Origin of the sequence: Enterococcus avium ATCC 14025 (assembly GCF_000406965.1) — a bacterium.
Classification (GTDB): Bacteria; Bacillota; Bacilli; order Lactobacillales; family Enterococcaceae; genus Enterococcus_A; species Enterococcus_A avium.
In genome coordinates this window covers 1,179,819-1,206,436 of record NZ_KE136357.1, presented here as the reverse complement: position 1 = coordinate 1,206,436, position 26,618 = coordinate 1,179,819, and the positions used below count along the sequence as shown (strand labels likewise).

At 40.7% G+C, this 26,618-nt stretch carries 27 protein-coding genes; 6 read left to right on the top strand and 21 right to left on the bottom strand.

The window, feature by feature from the left end; all coding sequences use genetic code 11:
* Nucleotides 1-12: 12 nt before the first annotated feature.
* From ord to orr, 3 genes are read right to left on the bottom strand one after another with little or no spacing between them, the layout of a single operon-like run.
* Nucleotides 13-1,068: a 2,4-diaminopentanoate dehydrogenase gene (ord, locus tag OMU_RS05770; RefSeq protein ID WP_016179031.1), complete on the bottom strand. Its 1,056-nt coding sequence runs from the start codon at nt 1,066-1,068 to the stop codon at nt 13-15.
* Nucleotides 1,069-1,091: 23 nt separating this feature from the next.
* Nucleotides 1,092-2,516 (bottom strand): amino acid permease, encoded by a 1,425-nt coding sequence (locus OMU_RS05765; RefSeq protein WP_016179030.1) that lies wholly within the window; start codon nt 2,514-2,516, stop codon nt 1,092-1,094.
* Between the two features lie 13 nt (nt 2,517-2,529).
* Complete coding sequence (gene orr, locus OMU_RS05760; RefSeq protein ID WP_016179029.1) at nt 2,530-3,606, bottom strand: ornithine racemase Orr; 1,077 nt, start codon at nt 3,604-3,606, stop codon at nt 2,530-2,532.
* A 247-nt stretch (nt 3,607-3,853) separates the two neighbouring features.
* Here orr and OMU_RS05755 point away from each other — a divergent pair, with 247 nt between their 5' ends.
* Nucleotides 3,854-4,423, top strand: coding sequence for a cob(I)yrinic acid a,c-diamide adenosyltransferase (locus tag OMU_RS05755; RefSeq protein WP_016179028.1), 570 nt, complete (start codon nt 3,854-3,856; stop codon nt 4,421-4,423).
* A 315-nt stretch (nt 4,424-4,738) separates the two neighbouring features.
* On the opposite strand, the gene OMU_RS05750 is transcribed toward OMU_RS05755, so the two are convergent.
* Nucleotides 4,739-5,980: an IS110 family RNA-guided transposase gene (locus tag OMU_RS05750; protein ID WP_016178709.1), complete on the bottom strand. Its 1,242-nt coding sequence runs from the start codon at nt 5,978-5,980 to the stop codon at nt 4,739-4,741.
* Nucleotides 5,981-6,288: 308 nt separating this feature from the next.
* On the opposite strand from OMU_RS05750, the gene OMU_RS05745 reads away from it, so the two are divergent.
* The 3 genes from OMU_RS05745 (at nt 6,289) to OMU_RS05735 (ending at nt 8,209) form a co-directional block, all read left to right on the top strand.
* Complete coding sequence (locus tag OMU_RS05745; RefSeq protein ID WP_016179027.1) at nt 6,289-6,696, top strand: DUF4430 domain-containing protein; 408 nt, start codon at nt 6,289-6,291, stop codon at nt 6,694-6,696.
* Entirely contained in the window at nt 6,644-7,243 is a 600-nt protein-coding gene (locus tag OMU_RS05740; protein ID WP_016179026.1) for a hypothetical protein, read from the top strand. The genes OMU_RS05745 and OMU_RS05740 overlap by 53 nt, the downstream gene beginning before the upstream one ends.
* 84 nt (nt 7,244-7,327) lie before the next feature.
* Nucleotides 7,328-8,209 (top strand): PocR ligand-binding domain-containing protein, encoded by an 882-nt coding sequence (locus OMU_RS05735; protein WP_016179025.1) that lies wholly within the window; start codon nt 7,328-7,330, stop codon nt 8,207-8,209.
* A gap of 230 nt (nt 8,210-8,439) precedes the next feature.
* Here the strand turns inward: OMU_RS05735 and OMU_RS05730 are convergent, their stop codons facing one another.
* The 14 genes from OMU_RS05730 to OMU_RS05665 form a co-directional block, all read right to left on the bottom strand.
* Nucleotides 8,440-9,270, bottom strand: a complete 831-nt coding sequence (locus OMU_RS05730) for a phosphoenolpyruvate hydrolase family protein (protein WP_016179024.1) — start codon at nt 9,268-9,270, stop codon at nt 8,440-8,442.
* Nucleotides 9,267-10,487 carry a Tm-1-like ATP-binding domain-containing protein gene (locus OMU_RS05725; RefSeq protein WP_016179023.1) on the bottom strand — a complete coding sequence of 407 codons (1,221 nt, stop codon included), beginning with the start codon at nt 10,485-10,487 and terminating at the stop codon, nt 9,267-9,269. Before OMU_RS05725 ends, OMU_RS05730 begins: the two co-directional genes overlap by 4 nt.
* A gap of 100 nt (nt 10,488-10,587) precedes the next feature.
* Entirely contained in the window at nt 10,588-11,778 is a 1,191-nt protein-coding gene (locus tag OMU_RS05720; RefSeq protein ID WP_016179022.1) for a phosphoenolpyruvate hydrolase family protein, read from the bottom strand.
* Nucleotides 11,779-11,993: 215 nt separating this feature from the next.
* Complete coding sequence (locus OMU_RS05715) at nt 11,994-12,941, bottom strand: sugar-binding transcriptional regulator (RefSeq protein WP_016179021.1); 948 nt, start codon at nt 12,939-12,941, stop codon at nt 11,994-11,996.
* Between the two features lie 49 nt (nt 12,942-12,990).
* Nucleotides 12,991-13,947, bottom strand: coding sequence for a sugar-binding transcriptional regulator (locus OMU_RS05710; protein WP_016179020.1), 957 nt, complete (start codon nt 13,945-13,947; stop codon nt 12,991-12,993).
* Between the two features lie 53 nt (nt 13,948-14,000).
* Entirely contained in the window at nt 14,001-14,354 is a 354-nt protein-coding gene (locus OMU_RS05705) for a PTS glucitol/sorbitol transporter subunit IIA (protein ID WP_016179019.1), read from the bottom strand.
* A gap of 24 nt (nt 14,355-14,378) precedes the next feature.
* Entirely contained in the window at nt 14,379-15,398 is a 1,020-nt protein-coding gene (gene srlE, locus OMU_RS05700; protein ID WP_016179018.1) for a PTS glucitol/sorbitol transporter subunit IIB, read from the bottom strand.
* Between the two features lie 33 nt (nt 15,399-15,431).
* Nucleotides 15,432-15,965 (bottom strand): PTS glucitol/sorbitol transporter subunit IIC, encoded by a 534-nt coding sequence (srlA, locus tag OMU_RS05695; RefSeq protein WP_016179017.1) that lies wholly within the window; start codon nt 15,963-15,965, stop codon nt 15,432-15,434.
* 18 nt (nt 15,966-15,983) lie between these two features.
* Nucleotides 15,984-16,373, bottom strand: coding sequence for a transcriptional regulator GutM (locus OMU_RS05690; RefSeq protein ID WP_016179016.1), 390 nt, complete (start codon nt 16,371-16,373; stop codon nt 15,984-15,986).
* A 70-nt stretch (nt 16,374-16,443) separates the two neighbouring features.
* A complete protein-coding gene (locus OMU_RS05685) occupies nt 16,444-17,688 on the bottom strand; it encodes an NAD(P)H-dependent oxidoreductase (protein WP_016179015.1) in 1,245 nt (414 codons plus the stop codon).
* Nucleotides 17,689-18,139: 451 nt separating this feature from the next.
* The gene (locus OMU_RS05680) at nt 18,140-18,424 is read right to left on the bottom strand and encodes a PspC domain-containing protein (RefSeq protein WP_016179014.1); all 285 of its coding nucleotides are present in this window, start codon (nt 18,422-18,424) and stop codon (nt 18,140-18,142) included.
* Between the two features lie 393 nt (nt 18,425-18,817).
* Complete coding sequence (locus OMU_RS05675) at nt 18,818-19,498, bottom strand: DUF2922 family protein (protein WP_016179013.1); 681 nt, start codon at nt 19,496-19,498, stop codon at nt 18,818-18,820.
* Between the two features lie 58 nt (nt 19,499-19,556).
* Nucleotides 19,557-19,940, bottom strand: coding sequence for a hypothetical protein (locus OMU_RS05670; RefSeq protein ID WP_016179012.1), 384 nt, complete (start codon nt 19,938-19,940; stop codon nt 19,557-19,559).
* 446 nt (nt 19,941-20,386) lie between these two features.
* Entirely contained in the window at nt 20,387-21,061 is a 675-nt protein-coding gene (locus OMU_RS05665; protein ID WP_016179011.1) for a hypothetical protein, read from the bottom strand.
* A 515-nt stretch (nt 21,062-21,576) separates the two neighbouring features.
* Here OMU_RS05665 and OMU_RS05660 point away from each other — a divergent pair.
* Both OMU_RS05660 and ndk read left to right on the top strand, forming a co-directional pair.
* The gene (locus OMU_RS05660; RefSeq protein WP_016179010.1) at nt 21,577-23,958 is read left to right on the top strand and encodes a phosphoketolase family protein; all 2,382 of its coding nucleotides are present in this window, start codon (nt 21,577-21,579) and stop codon (nt 23,956-23,958) included.
* A 77-nt stretch (nt 23,959-24,035) separates the two neighbouring features.
* Nucleotides 24,036-24,437: a nucleoside-diphosphate kinase gene (gene ndk, locus OMU_RS05655; protein WP_016179009.1), complete on the top strand. Its 402-nt coding sequence runs from the start codon at nt 24,036-24,038 to the stop codon at nt 24,435-24,437.
* 57 nt (nt 24,438-24,494) lie between these two features.
* Here ndk and OMU_RS05650 read toward each other — a convergent pair whose 3' ends face one another.
* From OMU_RS05650 to OMU_RS05640, 3 genes are read right to left on the bottom strand one after another with little or no spacing between them, the layout of a single operon-like run.
* Nucleotides 24,495-25,013 (bottom strand): YjbQ family protein, encoded by a 519-nt coding sequence (locus tag OMU_RS05650; RefSeq protein WP_016179008.1) that lies wholly within the window; start codon nt 25,011-25,013, stop codon nt 24,495-24,497.
* A 5-nt stretch (nt 25,014-25,018) separates the two neighbouring features.
* Nucleotides 25,019-25,714, bottom strand: a complete 696-nt coding sequence (locus tag OMU_RS05645; protein WP_016179007.1) for a triose-phosphate isomerase — start codon at nt 25,712-25,714, stop codon at nt 25,019-25,021.
* Nucleotides 25,715-25,730: 16 nt separating this feature from the next.
* Nucleotides 25,731-26,567 carry a class II fructose-bisphosphate aldolase gene (locus tag OMU_RS05640; protein ID WP_016179006.1) on the bottom strand — a complete coding sequence of 279 codons (837 nt, stop codon included), beginning with the start codon at nt 26,565-26,567 and terminating at the stop codon, nt 25,731-25,733.
* Nucleotides 26,568-26,618: the final 51 nt, after the last annotated feature.

The following is a 26,618-nucleotide window of genomic DNA, read 5'->3' as shown; positions in this document are numbered from 1 at the left end:
CTTTCCTGTCTCTTAAACGATTTTTGCCTCTTCATGGATTTGATCTCTAAAATCTCCTAAAATCGCATGAGGAATCGGCAAGTCAATCATGCTGACTAAGCCTGGACGCGCATTGATTGTTTGGGGAATCATATTGACACACATGGCGATCGTTCCAACTCCGCCTTCAATTTCTGGTGAATTCACTAGATTAACCTGAGGATTTCCATCAATAATGACATAATCCCCCGTTTGGACACCTACCTGCTCTGGTTCGATCTGTTGCGGATGATCCATGGCGATCAGCTCTTTGCCGTCCTTGATTCCGCTTGCCTTCATGGAAACACCAGCAACCGCGCCTGCTTTTGCTTCGCCGTATGGAGCCACACGATCAACATCCGTTACGATCGCATCCATGGATTGTTTAACGGTGTCTAGCTCAACACCCAAAGCCTTCGCAATCATTAGCATCGATTCTGGGAAGCCGACGTGCCCCGCTAAGGTACCATCTTTCTTCCCTTGTTCAAATTCTTCTACAGAAATACCGATCCCTTGCTCCTCCATTACCGCTTTTCCAAATGGAGAGAGGGAATTTACACGACGAGAAGTGATATGTTTGATATCCTCGCAAGCCCCCGTCATTACCAGTACCAATACATCCATAATCAATCCCGGATTGATGCCTGTTCCCAGAATTGACACGCCATTTTCTTTGGCTAGTTTATCTAATTGCTCTGCTAACGCTGGATTTTGTGCCATTGGAAAGGCCATTTCCTCAGCGCTGGTGATGACATTGATCTTGTTTTTGACGATTTTTTTAATTTTATCGAAGGCCTTTACTGTAAAGGAATCTGTACATAGCAGAACAATATCCGCTGCTTTTTCTGTAATCGCATCCTCTGCCGTACTAATTTTTATATTTTCATTGTTAGGAAATTCCTCTCCCAACACTTCAAAGATTGGTTTTCCGATCTTATCGCCGATATCAATCGCGCCAACAACATCGACACCCTTTTTCTTCATTAGCATTTTTGCCATGCCGCTTCCCATGGCACCCATTCCCCAAATAATGACTTTTACGTTTTTCAAGTTGAATCCTCCTAAGTAATTTTTTATTCTACTGATGATTTGTCTGGTGCTTCTTCTTTGTTCTTTCTTTTCATTCCTGCCCATATGGTGCTTCCAACAAACAAGGCAATAAAGACCGGTGCGCCTGTTGTCAGCGCGCCTCGCTGAGTCGGATCAAGGAGCATCCCTGTAGCCACTAAAATACATAAGATGACTAACAAAATTGGGACGACTGGAAACAGTGGAATCTTAAATTTTAAATCTGCCACTGTATTGCCTTTCGCTAAAAAGGCCTTTCGGTGCTTCAAAGCGCAGACTCCGGTAATCGAATAAACCACCAATTCTGCTGCTCCGATAAACGATGTCAAAAATAAATACACAACATCTGGCGAAATGAAGCTTGATGCCACCGCAAATACGGCGAAAATCATCGTCACGATCAAGGCATTGATCGGCACTTTGCGTTTATTCACTGTTTTTACGAAACCAGGAGCCTGTTCAAAGTGCCCCATTGACCATAGAGTACGAACGGCAGCAAAAACATGGGCGTTCGCTGAAGACAGTGCTGAGGTAACAACAACCAGATTCACGATCATTTCTGCTGAAGAAATACCAAGCTTTCCAAATACGTAGGCAAACGGGCTGCCCATCAAGTCCGCTTCACGCCAAGGCAGAACCGCAACTAGAACAAACAATGTCAAGGCGTAGCTGATAATGATACTTAAAGAGCTAATCTTGATTGCTCGAGGCAGATTCTTTTCAGGATTTTCACTTTCACCGGCAGCTGTCGCAAACATATCTGCGCCGCTATAAGCAAAAACCGCAGTCATCATCGACATCATGATTGGACGAAAGCCTGTCGGAAATAGTCCGCCGTCATTGGTGTAATTCGCTAAGCCCACACCATTTCCACCAACACCTAAAATCATCCCTAAACCAACCAGCACGAAAACAACGATTAGGATCACTTTGATACTGCTGAAGAAGAACGAAGAGGAACCATACTCTTCATTGGAGCGCGAATTTAAGAAAAATAGCAGCAGACCAAAGCCGATGATCCAGACAATTGATGGTACCTGTGGAATAATATTTTTCATAATAATCGCTGAAGCCACAATCTGTGTTGGAACAGTAACCGCTAGCTGCAGCCATTTTACCCATCCAACAGTAAAGCCTGCGCCATAGCCTAAAAACTGGGTCGCATAGGCCTGAACATTACCGGCAACAGGCATTTGTACCAGCATTTCTCCCATACTTAACATCATGAGAACCATGATCAGCGCCCCAAAGGCATAGGCTATAAAGGTTCCACCGGGCCCAGATTGCTGGACAACATAACCAGTTCCCAGAAACAATCCTGTTCCAATCGTTCCGCCTACGCTCAACATCGCAACGTGATGAATCTTCATCCCTCGCTTTAACGAAGCTGAATCTGTTGATTGGTTCTCCTGCTGTTCTTTGAGTGACATTCTTTTTCCTCCTTTAATTTATGAACTCTTTTTTGATGTATTTGCTCGTAAATGTGCTTAATACCGATCCATAGGAGACTGAAAATTCAATCTCATCTCCCACCTGATACTCTCTCTCACTCTGTGTTAGATCTAACAGCAGATGATCGGAGCTGGCTCCTAAGATTTCGATTTGCGAATCTTTCGGCGTAATATCATCCAATGCAATATCCTGTTGGCCAATCGCCACTATACCCCGTAGCATCTTTCCCTTATCAACGTAGTGAGGCTTTTTACCAAAGGCATCCACGCCAATCTCGCCAATCGGATAGGAGGGCTTTTGCTTTACTTCGACAATTTCTGTCACCAAAGTAAAGACGTCTTGATGCATTACTTGATAATCGGCGCCATAAGCCGTTTCTCTTCCTAATACAAAGCTTTCACCAATTCTCAAATTATTGATCCCGCTAGGAAGCTGATCCTCTGGTGAATCCAGCAGATACAGTGAGCTAGAATTGCCGCCAGAAATCATCTCTAAAGACAAATCAAACCGTTCCTTGATTTCTTCTTGGATAGCGACCAAATTTCCAAGATTTTTCGAACTAGGTATGATGGCGCCGTAACAGGTCAAATTCACGGCTAGACCATAAATTTGAATGTTTTTCAGCTTCATGACTTCACGAATACAGTCAAACAGCTCTTCCTTTTCAAAAAAGCCTTCCCGCAAATCACCCAGGTCTACCATTAAGACAATTTTGTGCAGCTTCTTTTGCTTCTGTGCCTCGCAATCAAGCAGCTGGATCGTTTTTAACTCCGAATTAAAACTAATATCCGCGTATTGGATCACTTCAGGAACTTCACTGATCATCGGTATCCGAATCAAAATCTTCTGCTTTTTTGAGTGGGAATAGCTCATTAAATTTTCAATGCGGGAATCTCCAAAATAAATAATGTCAGAAAATTCTTCATATAAAGCAATAATTTGTGAATACGCATTGAATACTTTTGTTACGGCCGTGATCGTTAAGTCATGTTCTTTTAATTTCGCTACAATAAATGAAATGTTCTCTCTTAACTTTGTCCGATCAACAACGATTCTCGGATTTTTCATAGCATTCGTCCTTCCATGTTATTATGAAGCGCTTTCAACAATATGATACTTTTTCTTCTCTACGGGAAATTCACAAACTTGCATAGTTACTATTCGAAAATTGATTATTTTGAATCTTTTTTTGAAATATTTAAAAAGAAATAAAAATTGGCATACTAAACATTCGTATTTGGCATTTCTTTTCTTGTACTAATCTGTTACTTTATTTGTATGCGTTTCCAATAATTTAGAGAAAGGTTTTGTTGCAATGAAAGTTTATACTCGTAGCGGTGATAAAGGAAAAACCAGTGCAATCGGGCGGCCTCGTCTTATGAAAGACTCTCCCCGTATTGAAGCCTATGGAGAAGTCGACGAACTAAACTCACTCATTGGCTTAATCATTAGCCAAGATGAAATCAAGCAAGAAGCCTTCAGTAAGCTGGCAACGGAACTGACTGAAATTCAACACTTATTGTTTGATGTCGGAACAGATTTAGCAAATATAGATGGGGAGCTTCCCCTGCGCATCACAGAAAAGCCAACAAAATGGCTGGAGCTGCAAATTGATTGGTACACTGATAAGACTCCAGCAATCGAAAAATTTATTTTGCCTGGTGGAAACGCCTTGGCTTCATGGTTGCATTATGCTCGCGCGGTTTGTCGTAAAGTTGAACGCCGCATTGTCACCCTGATGGAACAAGAAGAAATCAACACTCACGCTTATGTTTTTGTTAATCGTCTATCGGATTATTTGTTTGTGACAGCTCGTTATGTCAACACCTTGAAAAATAAAGAGGAAGTATTTTATCGCAATAGTGATCGTGTTTTTAAAAACTAAATAGATTTCAATCAGCTATTAGGAAAAAGGTGAAATTCCTTTACAGCCCCTTTCTACTGTAAATGCTTTAGGCAAAGTCAGACACTAATCCTGATTGATAAGAACAAGCAATATCAGGGTCGTTTGTTTCAATCATTTTAGACACCCTTATATTTTGGGGTGTCTTTATTTTTTTACAAAAGGAGATAGATAAGTTTGAAAATAAATCTATTTGAAGATACCTGAAGAACGGTACACTAAATAAGCCTACCGTTTTCAAAATTTTTGAAATGGAAGACAACGAGTCTATTTAGGAAGAATCAACGTAACTTTGGTTTAAGCACTATCTATAATGGTATATCCGCGTTTTCTTAAAAGGTCCAGAGCTTGGGATTGCGTCAGAACTTTCTCTTCTTTCGCAGGTTTTGGCTCCAGATATCCTTTAGCAGAATAGGGTTCCACCTTTGATAAGACATTCCAGATAGCGGTCAGGAGCATCTTACAAATAGCAATGATAGCTTTCTTGTGTCCACGATTCGCTTTGATTCTACGATAGCGATTTTTAAATTCTGGATGTTCTTTGGATCTGAGAAGAGCATTGGCAATCTGTACAAGTAGCGGTTTCAACGACTGCCCTGCACGAGAGATACGTGTTGATTTTGTTCGTCGGGCACTGCGATCGTTTCTTGGACAGCATCCAGCCCAAGAAATAAAGTGTTTCGAAGTTGGAAACACGGACATATCCGGTCCTATTTCTGAAAGAATCGCAATCGCTGTTATTGGCTGAGTGTCTAAGCCCGGTATGGTACGAAGTAGTTCCAAAACAGGGGAGAAGGGTTCTGCAAGAGCTTGAATCTCTAGATTGATCTCTTCTCGATGCTTCTCAATCTCGTTAATATGGTTGAGGCATTGGCGAAGCTTAATCGCTTGAGGTACAGAAATCGCCCCCTCAACTGCCGCTTGGATTTCTTCAACGGGAGTTTTACAACGGGCATGGATAAATGGTCGAACATCAAATGATTCACCGGGATGTTCTAACAAGTATTGGATGATAGAAGTGGATGATTTTCCGAACACATCACTAAAAACATCATCTAGTTTCAGATTAGAAACGGTTAAGCAGTTTAAAGCACGATTCTTTTCACTTGTTTTCATGTTGGTCAGTTTCGTCCGATAACGCATTAGATCACGAAGCTGGCGGATTTCAAGACCAGGAATAAAACTGGGTTTGATCATGTCGCACATAAAGAGATCACAAATCCATTTTGCATCTTTGCGATCTGTTTTATTTCCTTTCTGGGGTTTGGTGTACTTCGGATGAGCCAGTGTGACAAAACAAGTTTTTTCAAGAATATTAAAAACAGGGATCCAAAATTTACCGGAAGATTCCAAACACACATCCTTACAGTTGTATTTAGCAAGCCATTCAGCTAATTCATTGAGACCTTTTGTAAAGGAAGAGAAGCGAGCTTGCTTATACACTGTACGACCATTCGCATCTGTGATTCCGATACACGCATAGATCCACGTTTTGTGGACATCCAAGCCACAACAATTTTTACGAAAGATTTTGAACATAGCAACCTCCTGTAAAAAAATAGTACAGGTTTGGTAGGGACTGGTCATCCGGCGAAATCGAGTCAACTTCGGAAGAGATAAGTTTACGGGCTACGGGTTTGCGCCATTCATTGATGCCTTAACGGATGACCGACACCATATAATTATGCGGGGTTGCCGCTATACAGCCCCGCCACTCACCTCCTCGGGTTCTGTAGTGTACCAGGGACCTGCAAGGAAAGGGTAACACGGAATAAAAAAAGAAAGAAGGCGCTCTAAGGTTTTCATCACCTCATTGGTGCCTTTCGTAGGAAGGCGGATTTATAATTATGAAGAAAAAAATTTGTTTTTTTGTATTAGCAGCAGTCCTTGTGCTATTTAGCGGCTGCACAACGAAAGAAGCTGATTCGACAGCTAGTTCAACGCCGAAAGAAACGATCTCCAGCAGTCAAGAAACAGAGATTAAGGCGTCCATTACCTTATTGGATGGAGAAAAGGAATTATCGAAAAAAGACGTAACTTTCAATAAGGGAGAAAAACTATTTGATGTACTTAAGGATAATTATGCGATTGAGGATAAGGATGGAATGATTACTTCCATTGATGGGCAAGCTCAAGACGATAAAAACAATAAATATTGGGTATTTACAATAAACGATGAGCAAGTAAATTCTGGAGCAAAGGATGTTGTTCTGCAGGAAGGTGATCGTGTGGTGTTCAAGCTTGAACAATTCTAATAGTAAAACAGCTATCTTCTTTTCACTTGGAGTAAGAGAGTTAAGCCTGCTGTCAATGATGATCGCTTTATGTGTGGTTAGCCGGACCTTCTTCCAATTTATCGTAAATGTCCAGCCAGTAACTGCTATTCTTTTAATCATCACCATTTATTGGGGAAGCTATCAAGGGCTTTTAGTCAGTATTTTTTCCATTTTGATCACAAATTTCTACATGGGAATGGGCGTCTGGACAATTGCGCAAATTATTACCTACAGTTTGATTATTTTTCTAACCGGTGTATTAAAAATGAGCCCTACCTTTAAAAATAGTCTGTTATTGCAGGCCATTTATGCCGGTATTTCAGGAATTCTCTTTGGCTTTTTTATTTCCGCAATACAGGCGCCGTTTTTCGGCATTTCGGCCTTCCTCCCCTATTACTTGGCGGGGCTTCCGACTGACCTTATGCATGGATTTGGGAATATTGTCTTTTATCTTTTGCTGGCGCCTATTTTAAGGAGACTGTTGACGCAACACTTAAGAAAGTGGCAGAAGGATAGTAGTAAATAGAATATCTGTTTGAGCTATCGACGAAGCATAACTTTTAAAATCAATTGATCTAATTATTTTTCAATAAAGAATGGAGGTAATGAAATGGAGACAAACAGCTCGTTGGATTTTTTCAACACCCTGCAAGCATTTTCTGCTGCAACCAATTTTTCCTTAGTCGTTGTTAACAGACAAGGACAGGTCATTTCTGATTTTTCTAGTTTCTCAACTTTTTGCCAAAAAGTGCGTTCAAAGCCCGCATTCAAATCACGCTGTCAACAATGTCATGCTATTGGCGAACTAGAAGCATATCAAGATAAGAAGGTTTGTATGTATCGTTGTCATGCTGGGCTTGTCAATGTTTCGTTACCTATTATTCTAAATAATCACTTGATGGGAGCTATTTCTTTTGGACAGATAGACCTAAAGGAGGACGAGGAAAATCAAATTCCTCAACTACAGCCGACGAGTACTCGTTGGCAATTTTATCCCGACTTACGACAGGCAAGAAAACAAAAAACAGTGACTAAAACTCAGCTTGAAGCTGCTGCATCGTTACTCGAAACAATCATCGATTATCAATTTAAAGCGATCGATCCGCGTGATCAAATGAAATTTACGCTTCCCACACTAGAAATAGAAAAACAAGCTGTGAATGATCCAAAAAAAGCAGAAATTTCTAAAGCGATCACTTACATAAACAAAAATTTCACCTCTGACTTAACGATTAAGGATGTCGCGGATCATGTCTATTTAAGTCCGTTCCATTTTAGTCGCGTATTCAAAAAGGAAATCCAGGTTCCCTTCAATACCTATTTAAACCAACGAAGAGTGAAACAAGCAAAAATTCTTTTAACTCATTCAGACCTAAGCGTAAACGCCATCTCAAAGGAAATTGGCTTTTCACAAACGAGCTATTTTTGCAAAATCTTCCGTTCCTTCGTCGGCACAACACCTGCTAGGTATCGAAAAAAAATAATCAGTTAGAACGAGTGTAAATATTTAAATCTAAAACTCAAATTTCAACAAAAACTAAAGGAACAGGAACTATCAGCTTGATAGAAGCCTGTTCCTTCATTTTTAAAAAAAAATCAGCGGTTGGTAATTGATAAAGCAAGGTTGTCGTAAAAATAGCCCAATCACCATAAATGATTGGGCTCTCAGAAAATAAATTAGATTAGTTTATCTATTAATATTTCTAAATTCTCATGTTTTATTTAACTTTTTATTCCTTTAAATGCCGCTGTTTGTTCCCGAATCCCCTTTTCTGCTGCAAAACGTTCAATACTTGAGGCACCAAAGAATCCATCGATTCCTTTTGTTTTCTCAATAACATATTTTGCATCTTCAGGTTCAGCGATTGGTCCGCCGTGACAAATGACCATTATTTCAGGATTAACTTCTCTGCCTGCTTCAATAATCGCTTCAATTTTTTCTACACAATCATCCAAAGTTAAGGCTGTTTTGGCACCGATCGTTCCTTTTGTTGTTAATCCCATGTGAGCAACTAAGATATCGGCTCCTGCTTCTGCCATTTTTCTGGCTTGCTCTGGATCAAATACATAAGGTGTTGTTAGCATATCTAACTCGTGAGCTTTCTTGATCATCTCTACTTCTAAATCATAACCCATGCCTGTTTCCTCTAGATTTTGTCTAAAGACACCATCAATTAAGCCCACAGTTGGAAAATTTTGTACGCCATTGAAGCCCTGATCTTTTAGTTGTTTAAGATAAATTTCCATTACACGGAATGGATCTGTTCCGCAGACACCGGCTAGGACAGGTGTTTCTTTCACTACAGGTAAAACTTCTTGTCCCATTTCCACGACAATTTGGTTCGCATCGCCGTAAGAAAGAAGTCCGGCTAATGAACCTCTTCCAGCCATTCGATAGCGTCCAGAATTGTAAATGATCAACATATCAGCTCCGCCGGCTTCACTGCTTTTAGCTGTGATTCCTGTGCCTGCGCCTACTCCTACTAAAATATCTCCTTGTTTTACTTTTCTTTTAAAATCTGCAACGATCTCTTTTCTTGTTTGCTTATTCATGATTCATTTCCCCTTTTCATTAAGTTGATTAATTGCTGCGCTGAAAATTCCGCGAACGCCTTATCATTGATTGCTTGTTCCTTTTCAATTAATTTGACACTTTCATTAGTTAAATGCTTCTTAATTGAATCAATCAACGCTTTATCTGCTTCAGGACAATGAAACGGTCCATCCTTTACATCAATGGCTGAAAATCCGCCATTCGGAATAACTAGAATGGTCTCTGACTTAGCTAAATTTAGCTTGCTTGCGATAATCTTACCTAATTTTTCATTTTCTTCGACAGTCGTTCTCATCAATGTTACAGTCGGATTGTGTTTGTAAAAATTTCTATTTTTGAATTGATCAGGAACCGTGTCAAAGGGCCCAAAATTGACCATATCCATCGCTCCAAGTGAAACAACTTGTGGTATTTTTGCCAATGAAGCCGCCTCTAGTCTATGTTCTCCAGCATTTAGGATTCCTCCGACCAACTCATCTGCCCATTCTGTCGTTGTCAAATCAAGCACACCTGTAAAATATCCATCCGAAACTAGTGATTCCATCGTTCGACCACCAATTCCAGTTGCATGAAATACTAGAACTTCATAGCCGTTTTTTTCAAGATACTCTCGCGCAAAATTAACAGCCGGTGTGGTAACGCCAAACATAGTAGCCGCAACCAATGGATGCTCGTCCTCTTCAGTTTCAAATCGATAATTCAACAACCCAGCCATTGCAGAAACGGCATTTCCAAAAATTCGCTTCGATATCTTATTTAGTCCCGAAACATCGACAATTGAAGGCATCATCATGATGTCACTGGTTCCAACATAAACACTAGTATCTCCTGAAGCCACTGTTGAAACGATCAACTTGGGAATCCCAATCGGCAATTGTCTCATCCCAGGAGCAACTAATGAGGTCCCGCCTGTCCCTCCAAAAGAAAGAACACCATCAAATAATCCTTGTGCAAATAATTTTGGAAGTAAACTCTTTAACCCTCTCGATAAAACCTCCGTTGCATAAGCTCGATCATTACGTTTACGGATTGACGCAATGTCTTCATCGGCTTCCGCAGCAATCTCAGCTACATCAACATCTGGAACAAAAGATGACTCGAATACACCAGTGTGAATAGTAAACACTTTCAAATCAAGTTTTTCTAAAAGCTCTTTGATGTACTGATACTCTGTACCTTTTGAATCAAAAGTTCCTACTAAAGCAACAGTTTTCAATTGTTTCTACCTCCCTATTCTTTCAATAGTTAACTGCTTACAACTTGATTATAGGTAGTAAAGCCTGCATTGAAAACGTTTTATCATTCGCAGAAATAGTTTATATATTAGATTTTCTGTATTGTTTTGGTGACTGCTTCATATATTTTTTAAAAATCTTATTAAACTGTGCATAGTCCGAATATCCCACACTATTCGCTATTTCAATTAATCTTAGATTCGTTGAATTCATTAACTCAATGGCTTTATTTAGTCGAAATTTAATTAGATACTCGGTAAAACTAATACCTACTTTTCTTTTAAATAGATCACTTAAATAGCTAGGCGACAGGTTTGTAAAATCAGCTAGATCACTCATATAGATAGTTGTTGAATAATTCTCACTGATATATTTTTTTACGAAGTCAACATAATCATAATACTTTTCAATTCCCTCCAAAATTTGAATGGTCAGATTATCATGTTGCGTGTGAGTAGCATCTTTAAAAGACTTAATCTGAGAGGATAAAATTTGTTCGGAATTAATTCTTTCAAAGGTTGATCCCCCGATATATCCTTTTATCTCTGGAAATTTATTGTATACGTAACGAACTTCTATCAAATCATTAATGGGGCCACCGTAAACCATAATAATGCTAGTTGATTTAAGCTCTTTCAATTTCAGACAAATATCTTGAATAGTGCTAAGCATATTTTCAAAAGATTTCATTTTTTTCGCACCTAAATTACCGCCTTCAGTTAAACCAAGATGGATACAAATTATTTCCGGACTCACTTGATCCATTTGTTCAGCTTCACGAATATTAGTGACAAATCCCATGGTAAATAGACCAGCTTTTTTGGCTTTACCAATAAACGCTACCTCTTGAGAGAAAGTTATCTGCTCCTCTTCTAGCGCTTCTCTAAACTTTCCATCAATCAAACTGATTGTTGGATAGTTAACGACTCCTGCAAAATTACATTCTTTAATCTGATGGGTTAGCTCATCTGAGTCCAGTAATGGATCTGTTGCATTTACACCAAATAAGACCGGAGAATTCCCTAAGATTGGCAATAATTCTTTTGTGGAAAATTCCATTACTAAATCATTACTATTTGCAAATGGCAAATACCCGCCTAATGAACTTCGACCCATTTGCCTAAATTTTCCAGAATTCAAGGCTAATATTAAATCTGCTCCACCTTCCTTTGCGTTAATAGCACTCATCCCGGTAGCCGTTGCAACACCTAAGAGGAACTTTCCATCATAAATTTGTCGATTTAGCTTATTCAAAACAGCTTCTCTTTTCATCGCCAGTCACACTTTCACTCATTATTTTCTCTGCAACACAAGTATACGTTAACAATCGAAAAAGGTTAAATTTTCTCACTATTTCTCAACAAAAATAGGAGCTGACCCAAAAGTCTTATAGACTTTCGGATCAGCTCACATTCACGAATAAACAGCGACTAATAAGTAGCGTCTTATGAGTCGACCTCTTCCTATTTTAGGTGAATAAACGAGCATCAAACGTTAACCAATTCTCTCCCCGTCTTCTCGTCAGTAATCAACACATTGATCAATTGCCCGTTCAAAGCTGCTTTGATCCCACTGAGCTTCTTATGACCGCCTGAAACGCCAATTCGGGAGGGGATTTTTTTTAGCTTGTTTAGCTCAATCGAGACGACTCGATCGTTCCAGCTGCATTTCGCTGCTTTTCCAGCATGATCAATGAAATTGTAGCAAATATCGCCGGCGATTTTTTCCTGTGAGTATTCTGGGTCATTGTCGATTTGTTCGGGTAAATAGGCATTGGTCAAGGTAGAAAATTCAGGCGTCCCACCGATTCCTACTAGCGCGACATCCGCTGCTTCAGCTGCATCCAAGACTTTTTTGATAAAGAATTGCTTCATTAAGACCTGTTTGGCTTCGATATCATCTAAGGTGATTGGCGCGTGCAATTCAACTGAACGCCCGCCAGAATTAGTAGCCAGCAGTTCACAGACACGGTTTGATTGGATCGTAAGGTGTTCTGTTCCCAGACCTCCGACTAATGGAATAAACTTCACATTTGGCAATTGATGCTGTTTAGAAAAATTTTCTGCTGCCTCATGAACGGTGGTACCTGATGAAACAGCCACGACATCATGAGATTTTAGAATCCTGGATAAGTATTTCGCGGCAGCCAGTCCTAAAACTTTGCCTTGAAAGTGCTGATCGGTGGATTCCACACAGACAACTTCTTCTAGTCCGTACATTTCTTTTAGCTGCTCTTCCAGCTCTCTATAGGGTCCCGCAAACTGATCATTGATCGTAAATTCAATGATTCCTTCGTTTCTGGCTTTAGCCAAAAACTTTGAAACCAATGATCGGCTGATGTTCATTTTTTGGGCAATTTCTTCTTGTGTTTTGTTTTGTTCGTAATACAATGAGGCTATTTCTACCAATAGCCTTTTGTCGTCAGCTAGACTCATTTGCTTCCCCTTTCATTCCAGTAAAATGGTGCCAGATAATCTCACCGGCTTACATCTGATTTTTTCTAGCCAGTAAATATTCGGCTAATCCATCGGTAAGTGTGATACAGTTAATGATTTTTGATTCAACCGCGGTGAACAAAACATCTTTTTTCTCATCCTCAAAACAAATGGCGCAAACCTTTTCAATTTTGCGAATATCATGTAAATTAATGCCAATGACATTCTCATTGATGCGACAGCGCACTTCATTCCCGTCACGATCAAAAAAACGCGAGTTGACATCGCCAATGACCTTCGCCTCAGCTAAATCAGCAATATCCTTTTGATCAATGTAGCCGATTTCGGTCATCGTATTGCTTTTAGAAAATGGCGAGGCAATCCCGACTAAAGCAAAATCTACCTTTTTCCCGTCTTCAAGGACATCCTTGACCGTCACATTTTCAACGAGGTTTTTCTTAATGTCCCTGCTATCTACCAAAGCAGGAACGTATAGGTATTTACATTTTGCCCGCATTTTTCTGGATAGGTCATGGGCGATCTGATTCGAGTGAACCTCCACTTTATCTGAACCCATCCCGCCAATCAGCGGAATAATCGTGGACTCAGGCTGATTCACATAAGGATATTCATCAACTAATCTGCGCAGGACCTTCCCCCAAGAAACACCGATTCTACGAGCCTTGGCAATGTCCTTGCGAAACGCCGCGATGGCTGTTTGAACAATCAATTTTTCAATTTCTTGTTTTTCCAAGTAGCTCGTATCCAATACCGCCACCCGTTTGAGCCCAAAAGCCTTCTGTAATTTGAGCTCCAACTGAACTGAATAGGCACTTGAGCTGTTAATGTTAATCTCGACAATTCCCTTACTTCTGGCGTCAACTAAGTATTTTGAAACCAATTGCCGCGAAATTCCTAATTGTTTAGCGATATCTGATTGCTTCATCTCTTCTTTGTAATACATCGTTGCCACTCTAACCAAGTCACGATCAGCCAGAATATCCATATGATAACCTCCTGTGTAAAAAAACCTCCCAATCAAATGAGGGAGGTTTTTTGTTAAATAAACGCTATTTCATCCCCAACTTCAATCGTTGGAAATTCCCCCGGACTAACAATAATCGCCCCAGGCAGAATTTCCCCAACTTCATTGCGGAAATAAATCGAAACATGACCCAATTCATCAAAATTCGGATTCGCCTGAGATCCAACTTCTTCTATAGTATACACTTTTTCTCCGACTTTCAATTTGCCACCGACTTGAATTGAATTTTCTGGCTGTTCTTGTACCTCATGGATCACCGAGATGTCACGTAATTCAGGCGTCGCCTTTGGTCCGAAAAGAATAATCAAGCGTTCCTCTTCAAACGCCGGCACCATTGAGCCGATTTCTACAATTTTTGTTTTTACCATGTCAGATTCCTCCAATTTTCTCGATTAATACATTCCGAAGCTGGCAAAATAAGCCAGAATCACTGCCGTAAAGCCTGTCAGCATTCTACTATATAGAATCGCTGGAACACCGACTTGAACGGTCTCAGGTTTTGCTTCACCTAAGGACAAGCCTACAGGAATAAAGTCACAACCAACATGGGCGTTGATAGCAAAAAGAGCCGGCAGCGCATATTGAACAGGGATCGAGCCATTCGCGATTTGTGTCCCAATTAATACCCCGATTACTTGAGAAATCACGGCACCTGGTCCTAAAATCGGTGACAAAATTGGAATACTACAGATTAAGGCTAAAACAATCATCCCCGGAAGTGAACCTGCGAGAGGCGACAGCACTTTGGCAATCAAATCACCAATCCCGGTATAATTGATAATTCCGATCATCATACTAATAAAGGCCATAAATGGAATGATATTTTTCAAGAGCATATCCACCGCGTCACGACCGGATTGATAGAATACTCCCATAACCCCGCCAATGCCCCGCGAGAATCTCACTAAAAAGCCATCCTTCTTCGCATTCTCCTTGGCGTGCTCTTCTTTGGCCTTGGCATATTTCTCTTCAAATTTTTCTTCTGACTCCGCAGGCTTTTCTTCTGCTACAGTCGCTTCAGCAGCCGCTTGAGGTGCAGCCTGCTCGTCAGTAAGCTTAATGCTTTCAGGCTTTACCCCTGATACAAAAATATCCTCGGTAATATGCTTGGCTAAAGGTCCTGACGGTGATGATGGTAAAATATCGACAGTCGGAATGCGCTTCATTGGATAAACACCGATTCTTGCTGTCCCGCCGCAGTCAATAACCGCACAAAGCATTTCATCTTCCGGCACTTGATTTTTGAAGCCGTCCCAAGCCTCAGCACCAGTAAGATCCGCGATTCTCTGAGCCACCGGATGAATCCCGCCGCCTGTTACTGACACAACCTTATTCTTTTTATCTGATGGTGTAAGGGTGAAGCCCACACCCCAGCCATTATTTCCTGGTTCTACAAAAACTGATTTATACATTTGTTTCCCTCCCATTTAGAGTACGCTTCGTTTTTACGCATTCGCACGTTTTGACTCTTTTGCGATCAAGAACTTCGTCAGCCGTTCAGTGACAATTCCTCTAAATAAAATCACTACTACCCCTACCAAGAAATAGCGTACAGCTAAACTTGACTGACTGTAGCCTGCTTTCATGACCCCGTTGGCAATCCCTAGGTAAACAAAGAGCTCACCGGCATTGGCATAAGGGAAAAGTCCCGTAACTGGATGTAAAAACGAAACAACCGAATCATAAAACGCGGGTTTTTCTTCTTCATTAACGAACTTTCCAAATGTATAGGCCATCGGATTTGTTAACATCATTACGGATAAAATCGGCATAATCGAGTAGCGAAGAAGCATATATTTTGAACAATAGCGGATTGCACGGTCTACTCGATCCTGACCAATAAAGGCGATGACTGAATAAGTGAATGTCAACAATACGATAAGTAAAGGAACAATCCCTGTCATGAATCCCATAAATTGTTCCCCACCAGCTTCAAATAAGCCAATAAAATTTTTACCAAACCATTCAATATACTTCATTAATGTTCCTCCTAATTATTAATTACCAGTAACCGTTTCCATCTTTCTGGAATAAACATTGGCAAGAGTAGCCTCTACTGGAGATAAGCGAGCCTTTTTAGCCTTTTCCTCAGAGAACCCTTTCAATGAAACGCCTCGGTAACTCGTATCTTCCTTAAAGCGAGCAAATACGGTAAAGCCTCTGCATACATGACAACTGACAATCCTTCCCTCTGAATCAACGACTACCGCAACAATGGTCTTTAATAGCTTGCCCTTTGACACATCCGTGTAAAACTCATAGGAAGAGTTCTCTTTGTACTCATCTGTGATACTAGCAATAAATTTCTGATAGTATTTCACTTGAATAATGCTCGTAAAGCTTTGCGCGATCATTAATAGGAAAAGAATTATCAATAGAATCTGCATACTATTACCCTCATTTCTTAAGAACCAGATAGAGCAGCGGCTCTATCTGCGTCCTAAATCGTTTTCACTTTTAAGCGAATGTCTCATCCTGCAGCTTGCGTAATTTGTAAACGGTGGTTGATTCGTCTAACTCAACATCGTCCATCGTTAAGAACGCGCCATCTTTGATATCTTTCTTAGCAACCGCACCAGCAATCAAACCGATTGGAATGTTTGCATTTTTCTTCATGTCTTCATGGGTTTCTAAGACACCGCGAACACAGAAGCCGCCGATCCCGTCAATTTTTTCACCTGCTTTGATGTCCTTCTTCGCCACACAGACTGTTTCAGAAACCGGTGCGCCCATTGGAACGATCGCTGTATCTTGTTCCAAAACAGCACGAGCAATAGTGATCGGTGTTTCTAACGAACATAAGTGGAATGGGCGATATAAGATATGATGATCACGATCGCCTTTCTTCATCAAGTAGTTCATTTCATGGGCAACGCCTTCATTTTGTCCTTTTACGATACAAAAGATCCCTGGCGCAATGCCGTCAACGTATTCAACAACGCCAAACTTGCTTAAAATTCCGCCGTTTTCTTTTAAATCTAGATTTTTAACGGTGCCGTCTAAATCTGCTGAAATACCATGCATCCCAACAACATCAGGAACAAAGCCCATCGCATTTGATAAAAGGTTCATCTCACCCATTGTCTTCGTGCCATCTTGGAATGACGCTAGGATTTTAGGGCTCATCACCTGTGCTTTGGCTTTTTCAGCAGCCGTATCAGGATTAGCATGAACCATCAGCTTATTATTTTTCCCTTTACCAGCAACTAATACTTCCATCCCCATGCTTTTAGCAAATTCATACATTTGCATCGTTGCAGCAGGTTCGTCTCCGTCTGAACCGGTATAAATCAAGTCTGTCGCATCGTACATTTTCTTCATCAATGGTCCAATTGTGATGTCAATTTCAACATTCAGTAAAACTAAGTGCTTTTTAGCCATCAAGGATTCTAATGAAATTTGCGCTCCAGCTTCTGGTACGCCTGTCGCATCGACAATGATTTCAACTTTGTCAGAATGAATAATGTCTTTAAAATTCTCGCTAATCAGAATGTCGACTTTTTTATCAGCGCTTGCATTGTAAGCCTCCGCTGCACGATTCGCCGCGTCTAAATTAATGTCGCTAATACCTGCGACGATCATCCCTGGAATAGTCGAAATTTGCGAAATCATTCCGAACCCCATTTGTCCTGCACCAATTACTCCAACTTTGATTGGAGCACCATTTTTTTCTCGTTCTAATAACTTACCATATAACGTCATTTTGAACCCTCCATCTCTTTTGTCATATGCCAATGTATTTGGCAAATGTTTAACAGTTCCCAGTATAACATCGAAAAAGTGTTTGTCAACGCTTTCCTAGAACTTTTTTTCAATTTTATGGCATATGCACTCATACGGAACATATGTCACAACTTATATTTTTTGATTATCAGAAAATATTAAATAACAAATGATATTAGTTTTATCGATTGTTCCAAAATTGAAATTGATTTTTTCGGCTTAATTTGGAGCACCATAAAAATGAAAAATCAGCGATTCATTCTGATTATTTTCGATCAAAATGACCCGCTGGTTTCAATTGATAGAACTTGCTGCACAATGAACAACCGGAAGAAAAATCTCCAAAAAAAGTGAACAACTGTTTTAGTCGTCCACTCTTGTGATTTATATTGAAATTCAAGTAATTTGAATCGTTTTTTGAAGCTTATTTTTAGAAATCTCCCCAAAAATCATCAGCGGTTGTTTCTGCTTGTTTTGGTTGGCTTTTACTTGATTGGTAATAGCTGTGTTCGTAGTTGCGCGTGCTGTTTTTTGCATTTGGAATCAGGATTGCCAACAGGATATACAAAAGAATTGGTGCGCCGATCAAGAAAACACTAGCAAAAACATAGATGACACGTGCGAGTGTCGGATCAACTCCGAAATACTCCGCGATTCCTGCCAATGTACCTGTTAATACTCGATTGTTTTGTGATTTAGTCATTTTCTTATTCATTTTCTTTTTTCTCCTTTTAGTTACCCTAGTTTTTAAAACATTCTTCCGATTTTTGTTTAGGTGGAAGTTGTTTTCCTTATGACTATATTATGCCGAATCTCCTTTCATTCAGCATAGGGCAAAAGGCCGATTTTCGACTAAACATTTTGGCCCAAATCGTTGACAGTCTCAAGGCAGAGAGACTCATAAATCAATCAAGTAGATCACTATAAAGAATGATCCGTCCCATTCTATTTACAAAATCCTGATTGTCTAATTCGCAACTTTCTAAACAAAACACGACGAATAGCCCGCAGCTTTTGCGGGCTTAAAATTTGCGCTCACCTTTTTAAATCGTACACACTTCCGCCTCATCCCAACGTTGGATTTTTTGATGAGGCGGAAGTGTGCTACTTATTCTCGCTTGCGCATGCGATTGAGTAATCGTTTCCGTTTCTTCTTAGGTTTTGCTGGCGGCGATTCTTTATTTGCGGAGGCTATTGGTTCTTCTGCTTCCTCCTCATATTTCGCCGTAATAATCAGCTTCGCTGGCGTTGCTTGCTCATCTACTGCAAGATCCTCCACGGAGACGCCTGCTGGCAGACTGGATGTAATCATCATCAATGCCTGACTTTCACTAATATCCTGCGGTTCCACTCCCATTGGTAGCTGGATGGTTTTAATTAACCAGCCTGGTTTTGGCTGCTCTTCGGTGATTGTGAAATCCTCTGGAAAGCGGATTTGTCCGGTATTTTTTACAGACTGCGGCTGCGGTTTTTCTTTTGCAATAGTCGCTTCTACAACTGGCTGTGCGCCAGCTGTCTCCAGCATGACACTCATTGGATCGTTTGCTGGTTTCTCAATTTCTTCTTTATCATCAATGATCGTGCGGACTTCTCGCACGATTACTTTGGCGTGGAGGACCTCCTTGAATAGCGCGACCCCATCTTTTTCAAACAGGCCGATCTTGGTTAATTTGGTTAATGCTGTTTTGACTTGATCCGCGGTTTTGGTGGGATCAAAATGTTTAAATTTCAAATGATGGGACTTGCCAATTTCATCGGCAAATTCCGCATCTAACGTAATCGTTTTCATTTTTTAGTTTTCTTCCTTTCGTTTTTTATTTTTTCTTCACTTGGACTGGAAATCACCTTCATGATTCCGCAAATCCTGTTAATGGTTCTTCAGTGATTTGATTCAATAATCGTTCAGGTTCTTCAGCGACATAGGTTTGCGCTGGGAATAATTTCGCGGATAATAATTGCCATTCTTTCTTTCCAAAATAATCGGTAAAATAAATATAATAGCGACGCATCGCGGCAGTCGAGCGGGTTTTTAAGAAAATATGATTCGCTAATCCGCGTAACACACTCTTGAATTCTGATTCGCAGAGTTCTGCTCGGACTTGCAGCGCGATCAACAGTTCAATGGTGGCTGTGCCATCTTTTGTCTCATGGTAAAACTTGCGAATGCGTTTTTCGACTGTTTTCCGTGACAGCGTAAAAAGTTTTTGTCTGGTGATGCCGTATTCTTGCACCTGATTTCCTCCTTGTTCGTTTTAATGTATTTATTTTTTTGCAAAAAATTAAGTTGATTCTCACGCCGTATATCATTCTGCTAAACAGGTTTATTGCTTTCTTTGACTATGGCTTTCTATTTTTTCTGAGCTATAGATGCTGTGAAAAGCAGAAGTGACATCCTTTCTTGAAATCATTCTTTATTGAGATATCTACACCAACAACATACGCCTATTTTCGCGAGATTTACACACCAAAAATTTGATTGCAACTAAAATATAAAAATCCTAATCTAAGGAATACGACAACCACGTATCAAAAACCTACATAAAATAACTTAATTAAGAAATAAATACCCATATTTTTATCTAAAAATAAGAAAAAAGCCCACGAAATGATGGGCTTTTGACGAAATATCTTATTTTAAATCATTGATAAATGCGTTGATACCTTCAGTTTTCTCAATTTACTTGATGAAATCTAAGACGTTTTTGTAATCATTCATCGCGTGCAGCATCTCCGAACGCTTTTCAGTCGTTGTTCGATATCCCCCCAACTCACCAAAGCCATCCATGCCTGACAATAAGGTATTTAGGACTAGGTTACTGGAAATGTTCTTCCTTGCGCCATAGATAACAGCGATGTGGGGATTCACTTGCTTAAACGTCTCTAAAAATTCCTTTTGCTCCGTATTCAAACGAGCACTAGCAGTCGAATCTGCCAGATCATCGCTAAAATTCCATTTGATGATATCGATATCCTTTAAGACATTTTCAGGAATGTCAAAGGGCTTCTCGGTTCTTACTAAGACGGAATAATTCAGTTCTTTGACTATCTCTAAAATATTTTTTATGTTGAAGATCGTTTCAAGATCATCGAAAATAATGACCTCAGCGCCTTCTTCTCTTAGCTTTTTCAAATTTTCAGGTTTAGCGTCTGTAAAATCAATCGCGAGTTTGATTCGATGAATCACATTTTTAACTTTGGAGACATCCTCGCTGCACACCGTAAAGATGGCGTCCATTCCTAGCTGTGAGACCTTTTGATCAACCAGCACAGCATTCTTGACAGCCTCTTCATCCTTCCAAAGCACCTGAGAATTAACACAATAGAACGGGGTTTGCAGTCTTCTTTCCTTCATCACTCGATCATCCTTTCTTTGATAAAAAACGGGTGAAAAAAATCACAAACATCTTTAAAAAAAAGAGCTCACTCGGCCGAATTTACATTTTTTTCAAGACGCACCATCAATCTAATTTCGCATTATTCCATAATTAAAAAAGAATGTCAATAATATTGTGAATATCTGAACATGAAAATTTTCGCTCGTATTCTTCTTACATTCTTTTTACTCAACGAAGATTCTGGTTTATATCATACATCATCACCCTTCCACTTACACCAAGTGGGCTGTAAATTAACACGATAAAATCAACACTAATCACTAAAACAAAAATTTTTTTGACGATCATTCAATCAGACACCATCTTCTAAATGTTGCTATTTACACATTTCCGATTTCTAAGCCGTCAATTTCTCACCCACGATTTTCCAGCTAACAAAAGAAAAATAAAATTTATCGTTTACAAATTCACAAGTTAAAGGTATATTATACTAGAATTATAAAAGTAAATTTTACCACAAAGGAGCTTTTCGATGACAACCAATTTTGATTCAAAAGAGTATTTGGAAAAAGTAGACGCATGGTGGCGGGCAGCCAATTATATTTCGGTAGCTCAAATGTATTTAAAGGACAACCCGTTATTACGCCGTCCGATTCAAAAAGAAGATGTAAAAACGCATCCAATCGGACATTGGGGAACGATTTCTGGTCAAAACTTTTTATACGCCCATTTAAATCGGACCATCAACAAATATGATCTAAATATGTTTTATATCGAAGGTCCGGGTCACGGTGGTCAGGTCATGGTGGCCAACTCTTACCTAGATGGAAGCTATACCGAGATTTATCCTGAGATTACCGAAGACGAAAACGGCTTAAAACAGCTGTGCAAGATGTTTTCTTTCCCTGGCGGCATCGCCTCTCATGCGGCGCCAGAAACACCCGGCTCGATCCATGAAGGCGGCGAACTAGGCTATGCCCTGTCTCATGCTACTGGAGCGATTTTAGATAATCCTGATGTAATTGCCGCGACAGTTGTGGGCGATGGCGAAGCAGAAACCGGTCCATTAGCCGGCGGTTGGTTCTCAAATGTCTTTATCAATCCTGTAAATGATGGCGCTGTATTACCGATTCTTTATCTAAATGGCGGAAAAATCTCTAATCCGACCATCCTTTCCCGTAAAAGCAACGAGGATTTAGCGAATTATTTTGAAGGCTTGGGCTGGAACCCTTATTTTGTTGAAGGAACCGATCCGCAGGAAGTTCACGAAATGATGGCGAAAACCTTAGATGCCGTAATTGAAGATATTAAAGAAATTCAAGCCGAGGCACGTAAAGGCAAAGCCGAAGAGGCGACGATGCCAGCTTGGCCAGTCATTTTGTTCCGCACACCAAAAGGCTGGACTGGCCCTGAAACTTGGAACGGCGAGCAAATCGCTGGTACCTTCCGTGCCCACCAAGTACCAATTCCAGTGGATTCTGAGCACATGGAGCATATCGACAAATTAGTGAATTGGTTGAAATCCTATCGTCCAGAGGAACTTTTCGATGAAAAAGGAAAAATCAAGCAAGAATTACGAGTGGTTTCTCCAACAGGCGATAAACGCATGGCAAAAAATCCGATCACTAATGGCGGAATTGAACCAAAACCAATGAAAATGCCTGATTGGAAGCAGCATGCCATTGATACTTCGACACCAGGTGCGGTAATGGCGCAGGATATGATCGTCTTTGGACAACAAGCCCGTGACATGATCACCGAAAATCCGACAAACTTCCGTATTTTTGGTCCTGATGAAACAAAATCAAATCGCTTAAATAAAGTCTTTGAAGTCACTGACCGTCAATGGTTAGAACCAAAGAACGCAACGGATGAATGGCAATCTTCTGTTGGTCGTGTAATCGATGGCCAATTATCTGAACATCAGGCCGAAGGATTTTTAGAAGGCTACGTATTGACTGGCCGTCACGGTTTCTTTGCTAGTTACGAATCTTTCCTTCGAGTGGTTGATTCAATGTTGACACAGCATTTCAAGTGGATGCGTAAAGCAAGTGCTCATTCATGGCGCAAAAAATATCCGGCTCTGAATGTGATCGCCACTTCGACTGTTTTCCAACAGGATCATAATGGCTATACCCACCAAGATCCTGGTATTTTGACTCATTTAGCAGAGAAAAAGCCTGAATTTATCCGCGAATATTTGCCAGCCGATGCCAATAGCTTGATGGCGGTCATGGATAAAGCGATGCAGGACGAACAAGTCATCAACCTAATCGTTTCAAGTAAACACCCTCGCCCACAATTCTACTCAGCCGCTGAGGCAGAAGAGCTTGTAGAAGAAGGCTTGAAGGTAATTGATTGGGCAAGTACCGACAACGGCGAAGAACCTGACGTGGTGATCGCTGCGGCTGGTACCGAACCAAATCTAGAAGCATTAGCAGCAGTTTCTCTATTGAATAAGAACTTCCCAGAACTAAAAATCCGCTTTGTCAATGTCGTGGATATTTTGAAGCTGCGCCATCCAGATGTTGATCCTAGAGGCTTGTCTGATGAAGCCTTCGATGCCATCTTTACCACGGATAAGCCAATTGTCTTCGCCTTCCACGGCTATGAAGGAATGGTGCGGGATATCTTCTTTGATCGTCATAACCATAATATTCATATTCATGGCTACCGTGAAAATGGCGATATAACTACCCCGTTTGATATGCGTGTCTTTAGCGAAATGGATCGCTTCCACTTGGCACAAGACGCAGCAAACGCAGCATATGGCTTGGATGCAGCAGCATTCTCAGCTAAAATGGATGAAACCCTTCAATTCCACCACGATTTTATTCGTGAAAATGGAACGGATATTCCAGAAGTTGCAAATTGGAAATGGGAAACTCTAAAACAACTACAGCACCAATCATAAGAATCCTTACAAAAAGCCAAGGTGTCACATCTTGGCTTTTTGTTTAAAATGTTAACGATGAAAAAGAGGTGAAAGACGTGGAGCAAACTGTTGTAATCATCAAACCAGATGGCGTTAAGAGAAAACTAATCGGAAGAATAATTCAACGTCTTGAGGATCGTGGCTTGATCATCAGGAAAATGCAGCAAAGAACCCTTGATGTCCCATTAGTTAAGGCCCATTATGCTCATCTAAGGGATAAGCCCTTCTTTGATGACCTGTTGGCCTATATGACCTCAGGCCCAGTCGTTGTCATGATTGTCGAGCAAAAAGAAGTCATTCGGATCGTTCGAACGATGATTGGCACAACCAATGCCTTAGAGGCTGCACCAGGAACGATTCGCGGAGATTTCGCATTAAATGCCAGTGAAAATATTATTCACGCCTCCGATTCTCCGGAAGCCGCGACGATCGAGATTCAGCGCTTTTTTCCTCAGTAAATAGTTAAAAAAAGAAGTACAATCCTGAGTGAAACCACTCCGATTGTACTTCTTTTCTTATTCACCCATAATCATTAAATTGCAGGTACGTGTGCGTTCGCGATTTTGATCCCAATCAACAAAATACAGATACCCAACTGAACCGATCAACGGTTCGCCATCCTTGATGATGACCGTTTCGCTGGCTCCGAAGAACGAACCTTTAATGTGTGCATCCGCATTTAAAATCGAGACTGGATCAGGCAGATAATTAGGGTCCTTGGCAGCTAAGTCTTTGAGAAATTCCACATGGGCTGGACCAGGATATAAGTAGTCTGATTCCGTATATTGTCGTGGGATTAATTTATCTAAAATGCGATTTTGATCAACCTGTAAAAATTCGTCACCCTTCCAATCCTTGTCGTGAACGTATTCTTCAAAAATGACCGAACACGTCGTATGAGGAGTCGTGATGGCGCATAGACCATCCCGAATGCCAGAATTTTTGATCGCTTTTCTTAGCTGAAGAGTAATATCTAAATACGTCACCTTCCCTGCTTGAGTATCCAGAGATAATTGTTCATGTTTTACAGCCATTTTGTCTAACCTCTTTCCTTATGTGCTTTTACCAATGCCTCTACCATAGCAGTCAGCATCTCTGCCGGCGAATCCGCGTTTGTGATTCCGCTGGTACAACCAGTCCCATCGGCACCGAGTTCCATTGTGCGATAAACATCGTCTGCGGTGCTGATTCCAGCGGCCTGCATGACTAAAATGTCCGCATCAATCGCCTTAATTGCCTGATTGGTTTGTTCGATATAGCTACGATCACTTGTTTGTCCGGTACCGATCAGTTCGGTTGGCTCACACAAAATGACGTCCGCCCCCATCATTGCCACCGCTTGGGCTTCCGGAATAGAATCAGCACAAACAATCGTTTCAATCCCTAGCTCCTTGGCCCGTGTGATGGCCTGAGCTAACGCAGCGACAGTCATTGGCCGCTCGGCGTGATTTAGGAAAACAGCCCGTGCCCCCGCATGATAAATCGATTCAGGCAAAACATGTCCGATCCCTCTGCCTGGATAAATCCCATCCATATGCTGTGCGGTGACGATGATCTTTTCTGTCGTCTGCTTCACTGCGGCAATATCCGCAAAAGGAACGGTGACCAAGATCGAACATTCTGGATATTTCGCAGCCAGTTCATCTGCACGTTTCGCCAATTTCAGTAATTCTTCGCCGTATAAATAAGATTTCGGATTAAATACGAAAAATGGCGACTTGATTTTAGTAGACATTCGTTGCTCCCCCTTTTTAATTCACGCTTTTCGTCGCAAAAACCTTATAGCAAGCTTCTAGTGTTTCAGCCATCGCTTCATTCGAAAGCTGTTTCATTTCTAAGTAGTCTTTTGGTTGCCCATTCATATTTTTCTGATAAGCCGCATTTAGGAAATCCGTGAAAATATTGATTTTGGCAATGCCGCTGGTGGCACAACGATTTAGGTTCGCGCTGCCAGATGAGGAGCCGCCATGTAAAACTAATGGAACATCTGTGATCTGTTTAATTTCTGCTAAACGCTCGAAATTCAATACCGGTGTTCCCTTGTAGGCTCCGTGAGCGGTTCCAATTGAGATCGCCAGCGAGTCGACATTGGTATTCTCGATAAAAGTCTGAACATCCTTGACCTCTGTGTAAATAGAATCAGTCGTTTCATGATTTTCATAATTGGTGCCGGCACCGACATGCCCCAATTCCGCCTCTACGGTAACGTTTCTTGGATGAGCATAGTCCACTACTTTTTTGGTGATTTCAATATTATTTTCTAGACTCTCCTTAGAGGCATCAATCATGACAGAGGTAAAGCCTAAATCAATCGCCTGTTTAATAAAATCAAAATCTTCGCCATGGTCCAAATGCAAGACGATCGGCACAGAAGCCTTATTCGCCAAATATTTCCCGATTAATGCCGCCTCTTCTAACGAGATCAAGTCTTTGTGAGCTTGGGCAAATGGCAGCATCAAGGGTTTATTTAATTTTTCCGCCACCGTAACAAATGTCCGGGCCGAATCTAGATCGATAAAATTCGTAGCAGGTACAGCGTAGCCTTCTTTACTGGCCTTTAGCAGCATTTCCTTGGAATTGACTAACAATTGAATCCTCTCCTTTTTTTACATTTGTAAAACTCTATTTACTTTTGTAAA